11 protein-coding genes are annotated in these 11,997 nt (G+C 67.1%); 2 read left to right on the top strand and 9 right to left on the bottom strand.

Going from position 1 to position 11,997, the window contains the following annotated elements; all coding sequences use genetic code 11:
• Positions 1-6: 6 nt before the first annotated feature.
• Together F3J15_RS02075 and F3J15_RS02070 are read left to right on the top strand one after the other, a co-directional pair.
• The gene (locus tag F3J15_RS02075; protein ID WP_166887112.1) at positions 7-1,707 is read left to right on the top strand and encodes a tryptophan 7-halogenase; all 1,701 of its coding nucleotides are present in this window, start codon (positions 7-9) and stop codon (positions 1,705-1,707) included.
• Between the two features lie 23 nt (positions 1,708-1,730).
• The gene (locus F3J15_RS02070) at positions 1,731-2,852 is read left to right on the top strand and encodes a Rieske 2Fe-2S domain-containing protein (protein ID WP_166887109.1); all 1,122 of its coding nucleotides are present in this window, start codon (positions 1,731-1,733) and stop codon (positions 2,850-2,852) included.
• Positions 2,853-2,893: 41 nt separating this feature from the next.
• Here F3J15_RS02070 and F3J15_RS02065 read toward each other — a convergent pair whose 3' ends face one another.
• From F3J15_RS02065 to F3J15_RS02025, 9 genes are all read right to left on the bottom strand, one after another.
• Positions 2,894-4,909, bottom strand: a complete 2,016-nt coding sequence (locus F3J15_RS02065) for a glycoside hydrolase family 3 N-terminal domain-containing protein (protein ID WP_166887106.1) — start codon at positions 4,907-4,909, stop codon at positions 2,894-2,896.
• A 133-nt stretch (positions 4,910-5,042) separates the two neighbouring features.
• Positions 5,043-5,972, bottom strand: a complete 930-nt coding sequence (locus F3J15_RS02060) for a LysR substrate-binding domain-containing protein (protein ID WP_166887103.1) — start codon at positions 5,970-5,972, stop codon at positions 5,043-5,045.
• A 49-nt stretch (positions 5,973-6,021) separates the two neighbouring features.
• Positions 6,022-6,747 (bottom strand): amino acid ABC transporter ATP-binding protein, encoded by a 726-nt coding sequence (locus F3J15_RS02055; RefSeq protein WP_089449181.1) that lies wholly within the window; start codon positions 6,745-6,747, stop codon positions 6,022-6,024.
• A 40-nt stretch (positions 6,748-6,787) separates the two neighbouring features.
• On the bottom strand, positions 6,788-7,444 hold the full coding sequence (locus tag F3J15_RS02050) for an amino acid ABC transporter permease (protein WP_166887100.1): 657 nt from the start codon (positions 7,442-7,444) through the stop codon (positions 6,788-6,790).
• A complete protein-coding gene (locus F3J15_RS02045; RefSeq protein ID WP_166887097.1) occupies positions 7,441-8,205 on the bottom strand; it encodes an amino acid ABC transporter permease in 765 nt (254 codons plus the stop codon). The genes F3J15_RS02050 and F3J15_RS02045 overlap by 4 nt, the downstream gene beginning before the upstream one ends.
• 43 nt (positions 8,206-8,248) lie before the next feature.
• The gene (locus F3J15_RS02040) at positions 8,249-9,073 is read right to left on the bottom strand and encodes a transporter substrate-binding domain-containing protein (RefSeq protein WP_156814585.1); all 825 of its coding nucleotides are present in this window, start codon (positions 9,071-9,073) and stop codon (positions 8,249-8,251) included.
• Positions 9,074-9,122: 49 nt separating this feature from the next.
• Complete coding sequence (locus F3J15_RS02035; RefSeq protein ID WP_166887094.1) at positions 9,123-10,193, bottom strand: ABC transporter ATP-binding protein; 1,071 nt, start codon at positions 10,191-10,193, stop codon at positions 9,123-9,125.
• Positions 10,194-10,233: 40 nt separating this feature from the next.
• Complete coding sequence (locus tag F3J15_RS02030; protein WP_166887091.1) at positions 10,234-11,076, bottom strand: ABC transporter permease; 843 nt, start codon at positions 11,074-11,076, stop codon at positions 10,234-10,236.
• Positions 11,073-11,996 (bottom strand): ABC transporter permease, encoded by a 924-nt coding sequence (locus F3J15_RS02025; RefSeq protein ID WP_166887088.1) that lies wholly within the window; start codon positions 11,994-11,996, stop codon positions 11,073-11,075. The genes F3J15_RS02030 and F3J15_RS02025 overlap by 4 nt, the downstream gene beginning before the upstream one ends.
• Position 11,997: the final 1 nt, after the last annotated feature.

Raw genomic sequence — 11,997 nt, 5'->3', positions numbered from 1 at the left:
GCCCCCATGACTCAGAAGAGCACTGCAAACGAGCGGGACGACCACCACTTCGACGTGATCATCCTCGGCTCGGGCATGTCCGGGACCCAGATGGGGGCCATCCTGGCCAAACAACGGTTTCGTGTCCTGATCATCGAGGAGTCGTCGCACCCGCGGTTCACGATCGGCGAATCGTCGATCCCCGAGACGTCCCTGATGAACCGCATCATCGCCGATCGCTACGGCATTCCGGAGCTGGACCACATCACGTCGTTCTATGCGACGCAGCGTTACGTCGCGTCGAGCACGGGCATCAAGCGCAACTTCGGCTTCGTGTTCCACAAGCCCGGCGAGGAGCACGACCCGAAGGAGTTCACGCAGTGCGTCATTCCCGAGCTGCCGTGGGGGCCGGAGAGCCATTATTACCGGCAGGACGTCGACGCCTACCTGCTGCAAGCGGCTATCAAATACGGCTGCACGGTCCGCCAGAAGACGAGCGTGACTGACTACCACGCCGACAAGGACGGCGTCGCGGTGGCCACCGCCCAGGGCGAACGGTTCACCGGCCGGTACATGATCGACTGCGGGGGACCCCGCGCGCCGCTCGCGACCAAGTTCAACCTCCGCGAAGAGCCGTGCCGCTTCAAGACGCACTCGCGCAGCCTCTACACGCACATGCTCGGGGTCAAGCCGTTCGACGACATCTTCAAGGTCAAGGGGCAGCGCTGGCGCTGGCACGAGGGGACCTTGCACCACATGTTCGAGGGCGGCTGGCTCTGGGTGATTCCGTTCAACAACCACGCGCGGTCGACCAACAACCTGGTGAGCGTCGGCCTGCAGCTCGACCCGCGTATCTACCCGAAAACGGACATCCCCGCGCAGCAGGAGTTCGATGAATTCCTCGCGCGGTTCCCGAGCATCGCGGCGCAGTTTCGCGATGCCGTGCCGGTGCGCGACTGGGTCAAGACCGACCGCCTGCAGTTCTCGTCGCGCGCCTGCGTCGGCGACCGCTATTGCCTGATGCTGCACGCGAACGGGTTCATCGATCCGCTCTTCTCCCGCGGGCTCGAGAACACCGCGGTGACCATTCACGCGCTCGCGGCGCGCCTCATCAAGGCGCTGCGCGACGACGATTTTTCCCCCGAGCGCTTCGAGTACATCGAGCGCCTGCAGCAGAAGCTGCTGGACCACAACGACGACTTCGTCAGCTGCTGTTACACGGCGTTCTCGGATTTCCGCCTGTGGGACGCGTTCCACAGGCTGTGGGCGGTCGGCACGATCCTCGGGCAGTTCCGGCTCGTGCAGGCCCACGCGAGGTTCCGCGCGTCGCGCAACGAGCGCGACCTCGATCACCTCGACGACAACGCCCCGTATCTCGGCTTCCTGTGCGCGGACATGGAGGGGTACTACCAGTTGTTCAACGACGCCAAGGCCGAGGTCGAAGCCGTGAGCGCCGGGCGCAAGACGGCCGGGGAGGCCGCCGCGCGGATTCACGTCCTCATCAACGAACGGGAATTCGCGAAGCCGATGTTCGGCTTCGGGTACTGCATCACCGGGGCCAAACCGCAGCTCAACAACTCGAAGTACAGCCTGGTGCCGGCGATGAAGCTGCTGCACTGGACGCAGACGAGCGCGCCGGCCGAGGTGAAAAAGTACTTCGACTACAACCCGATGTTCGCGCTGCTCAGGGCGTACGTCACCACCCGCATCGGCCTGGCGTTGAAGTAGTCGGCCGACACAGCCACGAAAACATGGACGACGTTCAATTTCAATTGCATCAGGCGGATGCCAGGGAGCAACCGTCGGGGGCGTACGATGCGACCACGCGCGTGGCCGCGAGCTGGTACGTGGCGATGCGTTCGGACGACCTCAAGGACAAGCCGCTGGCGCTGACGCTCTTCGGCCGGCCCTGCGTGGCGTGGCGCGGCGCGACGGGGCGGGCCGTGGTGATGGACCGCCACTGCTCGCACCTCGGCGCGAACCTGGCCGACGGGCAGGTCAAGGACGGGTGCATCCAGTGCCCGTTTCACCACTGGCGGTACGACGAGCAGGGCCAGTGCATTCACATTCCGGGCCACAGCCAGGCGGTGCACCGGCTGGAGCCGGTCCCGCGCGGGGCGCGCCAGCCGACGCTGGTCACCGCCGAGCGGTACGGCTACGTGTGGGTCTGGTACGGCTCCCCGCAGCCGCTGCACCCGCTGCCCGAGATCGCCGCGGCCGATGTCGACAACGGCGACTTCATGCACCTGCACTTCGCGTTCGAGACGACGACGGCGGTCCTGCGGATCGTCGAGAACTTCTACGACGCGCAGCACGCGCACCCCGTCCACGCGCTGCCGATCTCGGCCTTCGAGCTCAAGCTCCACGACGACTGGCGCCCGTGGCCGGAGGTCGAGCCGCTGGCCCGGGCGGGCGCGTGGTTCGGCGCCGGGATCGACTTCACCGTGAACCGGTACTTCGGGCCCCTCGGCATGCTGTCGCGCGCGCTCGGCTTGAACATGTCGCAGATGAACCTGCACTTCGACGGCTATCCCGGCGGGTGCGTCATGACCGTCGCGCTGGACGGAGACGCCAAATACAAGCTGCTCCAGTGTGTGACGCCGGTGAGCGACGGCAAGAACGTCATGCACATGCTCATCTCGATCAGGAAGGCGGGCGGCCCCCTGCGCCGCGCGATCGACTACGTGCTGTTCGGGCTCCAGACGAAGCAGGCCGCGGGGTACGACGTCAAGATCTGGAACGGGATGAAGCCGGACGGCGGCGGCGCATACAGCAAGTACGACAAGCTCGTGCTCAAGTACCGCGCGTTCTACCGGGGCTGGGTCGAGCGCGTCGCCGCAAGCGAGCGGCCAGGCGCGAGTCGGCGGCCGTAGTCGATGCCGGCACCGATCGGCGAGCCGGCATCGACGACGCATCAATACGAGAGACCGTATCCGAACGGATACAACGGATGCGCGGTGTCGTGCGGCACGTCTTCCCGTTGCGCCGCGACTTCCGCCATCGACGACGGCAGCTCGAACGGCAGCTTCCCTTGCGGTTGACCTTTCCCGGTCAGCACGTCGAACAGCGCGGCATCGGTCACGCCGAAATTGGCGAGGATCGCGGTGGCCTTGTCCTGCACGTTGGTCAGGATCGCGGGACGATCCATGTACACCGAGACGATCGACTTCGGCGCAAGCGCGGCCTGCTTGATGGCCTCGTAGTCCGCACTGCCGTCGACGAACGCGAGACTGCCTTCATGCTGCATCGAGCCGAACATGTAGTTCGGGTGCAGCGTTTGATAGGGCGTGCTCACGCGGAGAATCGCGACGTCAGCGGCTTGCGGCGTATCGACGACCTGATAGCCATATTGCCGTGCGACGGCGGGGTCGATGCCGTACAGCCAGACTTTCTTGCCCGACGCCGTCATCGGCAGCAGCTTGCCGTTGTTCTGCAGCAGCACCATCGAACGGCGCTGCGCATCGAGCGCCCGGGCCTGGAAGTCGGCGTTTCCGACGATCTTGCCGGCCGCGTCCGCATCGACATACGGATGGTCGAACAGGCCTTGCTGGAATTTCTGCAGCAGGACGCGATAGGCCGACTCCGACAAGCGGTCTTCCGACAACTGCCCGCGGTTGACGGCGTCGATGAGGTCGCTCGGATCGTCGTCTCCGCCGAACTGGTCGATGCCGGCGTTGACCGCTCGCGCGAAACGCTGCACGCGGGTCGCGCCCTCCATCCCCCAGGGCATGCCCAGTCCGACGAACGACGGGGCCCCCGACGACACGCCGTTGATGCAGTTCGCGTCGCAGTCGTCGGCGATCAGCCAGTCGGACAGGATCACGCCCTTGAAGCCGTATTTCCCGCGCAGCAGGTCGGTCAGCAACGCCTTGTCGTAAGCCCCGCCGACCGGCTCCAGCGTGATGCCGTCGACCGTCACCGTCGTGTCGGGTTCGGAATAGGTCGGCATGACCGAGCCGACGTTGGCGGCAAAGGCACCTTCGAACGGCTTCAGGTGATAGGCGAAATTGTTGCCCGGATAGGTCGCATAGCGGCCGTAGTAATTGTGGCTGTCGAACCCGAGTTTCTGCGCGCCATATCCGGCCCAGTGCTTGACGACGGCGATGACGCTGTTGGCCTGGATGCCGTTGCTGCCGCCCTGGAAGCCTTCGATATAGGCCTGGACCTGCGTGCGGGCGAGATCGGCGTCCTCGCCGAAGGTGCCGTTGATGCGTGCCCAGCGCGGCTCGGTCGCCAGGTCGGCCTGCGGCGAAAGCGCTTCGGTGATGCCGACCGCGCGATACTCCTGGCGCGCGATATCGCCGAAGTTTCGCGTGAGTGCCGCGTCGCCGATCGCGGCGAAGCCGAGCGTTTCCGGCCACTGCGAGAAGCCGCTGCCGCCCGCGCTTGCGCCGAGCGTGTACTGGAAATGGTTGCGCGGGTCGGAACTGATCGACACCGGGATGCCGAGCCGGGACTGCTCCGCCAGCTTCTGAATCTGGTTGCCTTGGTCGGCCATGGTGTGCGGATCGGCACTCATGCGCGTGATGAAGGTGTTGACGCCCCGCTGATTGATGAGCGTCTTGAGCGCGGCCAGGTCGTACGCGGAGCCGGTGCCCGCACCGGTCGTGTCGTTCAGCACCGGCGCGGTGCCGTGCATCATCAGGCCGGCTTTCTCGGCCAGCGTGAGGCGGCCGACCAGGTCCCGTGCACGCACTTCGGCACTCAGCCGCCAGTCTTCGTAGGGCTCGAGCTGGCCGCTCTTGTCCATGTCCTTGAACTTCAGGCCGTCCTTGGTGATCAGGTTCAACGTCGTGTAGCCGAAGTCCTGCTGCGTGACAGGCGTGGAAGAGGAGTCGACGCCGCCGCAGGCATACAGCCCCAGGGTGAGCGCTGTGCCGGATGCGGCCCATGCCGATCGGCGAATGGCGGATCTCGTGATGCGTTGCATTGCTTGTCTCCTGAATCGGATTTTTTTGGCGCGGCCGTGATGCATGACGCATGGCCGCCGGCCACTTTACCGAGCTGTTTCAGGGGACGTTTTGCCGCCGGGTGCAGTTTTTGCCCCGCTGGGGCGCGATGTGTCAGGCGGCGTGCGGCGCCGAGGTGTCGGGGCGGGCAGGCGTGCCACCCGACGACGCGCCCTTGCGTTCGTTCGCGATCCAGCCGCCGAACAGCTGGATCTTCTGCTGCTGTTCCGCACCGTCCGGATACACGAAGTAGTAGCCCATCCCCGTCGGCAACGAGAGGTCGAACGGCATCACCAGCCGGTGCGCCGCCACGCTTTCGTCCGCGAGCGTCCGGTCGCCGATCGCGACGCCGTAGCCGTCGATCGCCGCGTGCGTCGCGAGATCCAGCGTTTCGAAGCTCAAGCCGCGCGTCGAGTCGACGTGCGGCGCGCCCGCATGGTCGAGCCACCGCTTCCAGTCGCGATGGTCGCGCGTCGGATGCAGCAACGTGTGACCGGCCAGGTCGTCGAGACTTGCGAGCGGCTGCCGGTCCGGCAGGTTCGGAGCACAGACCGGTGTGAGCCGTTCCTCGAACAACGGGATCGCATGCATGTCGGGGCCGGCGCCGGCCGCGTAGATCACCGCGGCGTCGAACGGCTCCATGCGGAAGTCGACCTGGTGATCCCAGGTGGTGGTGATCTGCACCTGCAGTTCGGGGTGCTCGGCCTGGAACCGCATGATGCGCGGCAGCATCCACTGCATCATGCAGGTCGGCACCTTCAGCGCGAGTTCGGTCCGCCGGCGCGACAGGCGCATCGAGACCTCCTCGATGCGCGCGAAGCTTTCGCGCACGGTCGGCAGCAGGAGTTCGCCTTCGGCCGTCAGCGTCAGCCCCTTGGGCGTGCGCTTGAACAGCGCGAACTGATAGAAGCTCTCGAGCGCGAGGATCTGCCGGCTCACGGCCCCCTGGGTCAGGCACAGGTGCTCGGCGGCGCGCGTGAAGCTGCCGTGACGGGCAACGATGTCGAAGACCTGCAGCGCGTTGAGGGAGGGAAGTCGTTTCATCGGGAGAGTCGGGGTGGAACGGGCGCGCGACGGCGCACCACGGTATCGCTCAGTGCAGGATCTTCGCGAGGAAGTCCTTCGCGCGTTCCGATTTCGGATTCGAGAAGAAATCGTCCTTGCGGTCGTCCTCGACGATCGCGCCCTTGTCCATGAAGATCACGCGGTGGGCGACCTTCTTCGCGAAGCCCATCTCGTGCGTGACGACCATCATCGTCATCCCTTCCTGCGCGAGTTCGACCATCACGTCGAGCACTTCGTTGATCATCTCGGGGTCGAGCGCGGACGTCGGCTCGTCGAACAGCATCGCGATCGGGTCCATCGACAGCGCGCGCGCGATCGCGACACGCTGCTGCTGGCCGCCCGACAGCTGGCCCGGAAACTTGTGCGCATGCGCCTTCAGGCCGACGCGGTCGAGCAGCTTCAGGCCCTTCTCGTTCGCTTCGTCCTTGCCGCGGCCGAGCACCTTGACCTGCGCGAGCGTCAGGTTCTCGGTGATCGACAGGTGCGGGAACAGCTCGAAATGCTGGAACACCATCCCGACCTTCGAACGCAGTTTCGACAGGTTCGTCTTCCTGTCGCCGACCGACTGGCCGTTCACGAGGATCCCACCCTGCTGGAACGGCTCGAGGCCGTTCACGGTCTTGATCAGCGTGGATTTGCCCGAACCCGACGGGCCGCACACGACGACCACTTCACCTTTCCTGACCTCGGTCGTGCAGTCGGTGAGGACCTGAAACGGGCCGTACCACTTCGAAACGTTGCTGATGGAAATCATGGAAGTTCCTGGATCGTAATGAAGCGCGCGCGGCGCCGGTTCAGCGGGCCTTCGCGACGCGATAGCGACGTTCGAGCACGCGGGCATAACACGTCAGCGGGAAGCACGTCGCGAAGTAGAGCAGCGCGACCATCGCGTAGATCGGAAACGGCTTGAATACCGCGTTGGTGATGATGTTGCCCGTCTTGGTCAGTTCGGTCAGCCCGATGATTGACGTCAGCGCGGTGCTCTTGACTGACTGTACGAGGAAGCCGACGGTCGGCGGCAGCGCGATCTTCCACGCCTGCGGCCACACCACGTAGCGCAGCTGCTGGGTCCACGTCATGCCGAGGCTGGCCGCCGCGTTCCACTGGCCGCGCGGTACCGCGTCCACGCAGCCGCGCCAGATGTCGGTCAGATACGCGCTGGCGTTCAGCGTCAGCACGACCGACGCGGCAACCCAGGGCGTCACGTCGATGCCGACGAGCGGCAGGCCGAAGAAGCCGAGGAACAGCTGCATCAGCAACGGCGTGCCCTGGAACACCTCGACGTACAGGATCACGAAGCGACGCAGCGCGGCCGACGCCGAGATGCGCATTGCCAGCAGCGCGAACCCGGCGACGCTGCCGCCGACGAACGTGATCAGCGACAGCAGCAGGGTCCAGCGCGCGGCGAGCAGCAGGTTCCACGCGATGTCCTGGAAGGTGAATTCGATCATCGTGCACGCTCCGTCGACAGGCGGGTTTCAGGGGAACGGGCCCGCCACGCGAGGCGGCCAAGACAGCCGCGCCGAGGCGCGGCCGCCGCGCCGCGCTGCGTGCGGCCCGAGAACAGGCGCCGGCCGATACGATTGAGCAGCATGCGCAGCGCGATCGACAGCAGCAGGTAGATCGCGGTCACGACGATATAGATCTCGAACGCACGGAAATTGCGCGACTGGATGAAGTTCGCCGCATAGGTCAGGTCGGGCACCGAGATCTGCGACACGACCGCCGAGCCGAGCATCACGATCAGCACCTGTCCGAGCAGCGCGGGGTACACGTTCGCGAGCGCCTGCGGCAGCACGACGTGGCCGAACACCTGCCGGCCGTGCAGCCCGAGCGCGCGCGCCGCCTGCACCTGCCCGTGCGGCACCGATTCGATGCCGGCGCGCAGGATCTCGACCGCGTACGCGCCCAGGTTGACCGTCATCGCCAGCACGGCCGCCTGGGCTTCGTCGATGTGCACGCCGATCCCGGGCAGCCCGAAGAAGATGAAGAACAGCTGGACCAGGAACGGCGTATTGCGGATCAGCTCGACGTAGGCCGCGACGAGCAAGCGCGCCCAGCGCGGGCCGGCGAGCGCGACCCACGCGCCGGTGGTGCCGATCAGGCCGCCCAGCACGGTGGCGGCCGCGGTGAGGCCGAGCGTCACGCCGATGCCGCGCGCGAGCATGCCGGCGTACAGGCCGAAATCGCTGAAGTCGAACACGTAGGTCATCGCGATGCCTTTCGTCGTGAATGCGGGGCGGGGGCGGCGCGCATTACAGGTCGGCCGGCAGTGCCGCGTGCAGCCATTTCTGCGACAACGCATTCAACGTGCCGCTCTTGCGGGCGCCGGCAATCGCGTCGTTGACCTTCTGCATCAGGCGCGGCTCGTTCTTGTTCAGGCCGACGTGATCGGGCGAGCTGAACAGCGAGAACTTCTGCTCCGGATCGATCGACGGATGGCGCGCGATGATCGTCGCGCCGACGTCGTTGCCGACCACGAGCAGTTGCGCCTGCCCCGACAGGAACGCCGCGATCGCGCCGTTCGGATCGTCGAAGCGCTTGATCGTCGCGCTCGGCGGCGCGACCTTGCTGACGCTCAGATCCTCGAGCGTGCCGCGCGCGACCGCGACCGACTTGCCGGCGAGATCGGCGTTGCCCTTCACGGCCAGCGATTTCGGGCCGAACACCGCGAGGTAGTACGGTGCATACGCGCTCGAGAAGTCGATCACCTTCGCGCGTTCCGGCGTCTGCCCGACCGATAGCAGCATGTCGGTCTTGCGGTCGGCGAGATAGGCCATCCGGTTGTCGCCGGTGACCTGCACGAGTTCGACTTTCGCGTTGAGTGCCTTGCCGATCAGGTTCGCCATGTCGATGTCGTAGCCTTGCGGCTTCATGTCGGGGCCGATCGAGCCGAACGGCGGGTAGTCCTCGAACACGCCGATGCGCACGACGCCCGATTTCGCGATCGTGTCGAGTGCGTCGGCATGCGCGAGCGGCGCGAACGCGGCAAGGGCCGCGGTGCCGGCGCAGGCGCAGAGGAGGACGGTACGGGCGAGCAGGCGCTGCACGTGGCGGGTGGCTTGGGACGTTGCGTTCATGGTGAGATCCTCGTGGCTGTGCGGGAGTGCGCGGGAGAAAGGAAGGGAATCAGGCGCCGCGGGCGGCGATGAGCTTGCAGGCATGGGCGGGCAGTTCCGCGAGCACCGGCATGCCGACGCGGAGGTCGGGCGTCTCGCGCGGCGTCGTCGCGGCCGTCAGCGTGAAGCCGCGGCAGTCGATCGTCGCTTCGATCGACGCGCCGACGTCGCGCACGAACGTGATCGTGCCGGCCAGCGTATTCGGTGCCGCAGCCGGCTGGCCGGGGCGCACGCAGACGTCCTCGGGACGAATCAGCAGGCGCACGGCGTCGGTCGCGCGCGGCGTGTCCGGTGCGCGCCGGATCGCGAGACGCTGCCCACCGGGCAGCACGATGGCGTCGTCGCCGTCGCACGCGACCGGCAGGATGTTGCCGAGGCCGATGAAGTCGGCAACGAATTCGTTGACCGGATCGCGATAGATGTCGAGCGGCCGGCCGACCTGCTGGATCCGGCCTTTTTCCATCACGACGATCTCGTCGGCCATCGTCATCGCTTCGCGCTGGTCGTGCGTGACCATGATCGTCGTGATGCCGAGCCGTTGCTGGAGCAGCCGGATCTCGACCTGCATCGCCTCGCGCAGCTTCGCGTCGAGTGCCGACAGCGGTTCGTCGAGCAGCAGCAGGCGCGGCGACGATGCGATCGCACGCGCGATCGCGACGCGCTGGCGCTGCCCGCCCGACAGTTGCGTGACGAGCCGGTCAGCCATGTGCGGCAGCTGGATCAGCTCGAGCAGCTCGGCCACGCGCCGTGCCTGCGCGGCCTTGTCCGTCTTGCGCAGCCGCAGCGGATACGCGATGTTCTGCGCGACCGTCATGTGCGGAAACAGCGCGAGCGACTGGAACACCATGCCGAAGTCGCGCCGGTTGGCGGGTACGCGCGTGAGGTCGCGGCCGGCGAACGTCAGCGTGCCAGAGGTCGGCGTTTCGAGGCCGGCGATGATCCGCATCAGCGTGGTCTTGCCGCAGCCGGACGGGCCGAGAAAGCAGACGAGCTTGCCGTCCGGCACCGACAGGTCGACGTGATCGACCGCATACGCGTGATGGAAGCGCTTCGTCACGTTCTGGAGGATGAGCTGGGTCATGAGGGTTCCTTGCACGGGCGAGGGCGGGGCGGCGTGCGCGTCAGAGCGCGACACCCTTGTCGCCGACGAGTTTTTCGAGCATCCAGATCAGCGCGAAGTCGATCGCGACGGTGAACACGGCGAAGCAGAACACGGTCGGGTCGAGCGACGAGACGGTGCGGCTGTAGAGCCAGACCGGCAGCGTCATCGTGTCGATGCTGTACAGGAAGAACGTCACCGTGAATTCGTTGAACGACACGATGAAGGCGAACAGCATCCCGGCGAGGATGCCCGGCCGCATCAGCGGCAGCACGACGTCGACGAGCGCGCGGCGCGGGCTCGCGCCCATCAGGCACGCGGCTTCCTCGAAATCGGGGCCGATCGATGCGACCGAGGCCGCGCAGTTCTTCACCGTGAACGGCAGCGTCAGGATCACGTGCGCGACGACGAGCCGCACGATGCCGAGTTCGACCGGCAGCGCGTTGAACACGATCAGCAGCGCGAGGCCGAGCATCACGAGCGGATAGACGATCGGCAACGCGACGAGCTGCTCGACGAGCGCCCGGCCGCGAAAGCGGTAACGGGACAGCGCGTAAGCCGCGGGCACCGACACGGCGGTCGCGATCAGCATCGTCGCGACCGCGACGACGAGGCTCGTCGTCAGCGCGGCGCCCATCGATTGCGCGCTGCCCGCATCGGACGACACGAACGTCTGCCACGCGGCGCGATACCAGTGCAGGCTGAATTCGCGCGGCGGGAATTCGAGCGTGCCCGATGCGCCGAACGACATCGTGATCATCGTCAGGATCGGCAGCGACGCGAGCAGCAGCACGAGCGTCGCGAGCGCGCCGGTCACGCGTCCGAGGCGGCCGGGCATGGGCGCGCGCAGGAGCAGGGCATTCATCGGTTCACCTCGTCGGCACGTTGCAGGGTGCGCACGAGGCGCTGCGAAACCGCCATCACGACGAGCGTCGCGCCCATCAGCACGACGCCGGATGCCGACGCGGCGGGCCAGTTGAGCAGCGGTGCGACCTGGTCGTGCACGAGCACGGCGAGCATCGGCACGCGCCGGCCGCCGAGCAGCAGCGGCACCGCGAACGCGCTGGCGTTGTACGCGAACACGAGCAGCGCGCCGGAGACGAGGCCGGGCATCGCGAGCGGCAAGGTCACGTGCCGCAGCGTCTGCCAGCGGCTCGCGCCGAGCGTCGCGGCGGCTTCGTCGTAGGCGCGGGACACCGCGCGCAGCGCGCTCGACAGCGGCAGCACGGCGAGCGGGAACGCGGTCTGGATCAGGCCGAGCAGCACGCCGTGCTCGCGGTACAGCAACTGCAGCGGCCGCCCGATCACGCCGCTGGCCAGCAGCGCGCGGTTGAGCAACCCGGCCGGGCCGAGCATCACGAGCCAGCCGTAGCCTTGCAGCAGCAGGTTCACGAGCAGCGGCAACAGGACACCGGCGAGCAGCAACCGGCGCGCGAGCCGCGATTCGGTCCGCGCCATCGCGAGCGCCACCGGGATCGCCAGCAGCACCGCGCACACCATGCTCTGGAACGCGAGGCGCAGCGTGAGCCACAACGACGTCGTGAAGTACGGGTCCGCGAGGTCGACGTAGTTCTGCAGCGTGAAGGTCCGCCATTCGTCACCGGACACGCCGACGCTCATGCGCAATACCGTGACCGTCGCGGCGGCGAGCACCGCGAGGAACGCGAGGATCGGCGCGAGCAGCAGCCAGGGCGGCACGCCGGGCAGCGCGGGCGCATCGGCGCCCGCGCCGGCCGTGCCGGCGACGGCCGGCGCGGCGTCTCGGGGAGAGGGCAGGGAGGCCATG

The sequence above is a fragment of the Burkholderia sp. Ap-955 genome, from assembly GCF_011753045.1.
GTDB classification, from domain to species: domain Bacteria; phylum Pseudomonadota; class Gammaproteobacteria; order Burkholderiales; family Burkholderiaceae; genus Burkholderia; species Burkholderia lata_D.
The sequence above is the reverse complement of the archived record's forward strand: the minus strand, read 5'-3'. Positions and strand labels throughout refer to the sequence as shown.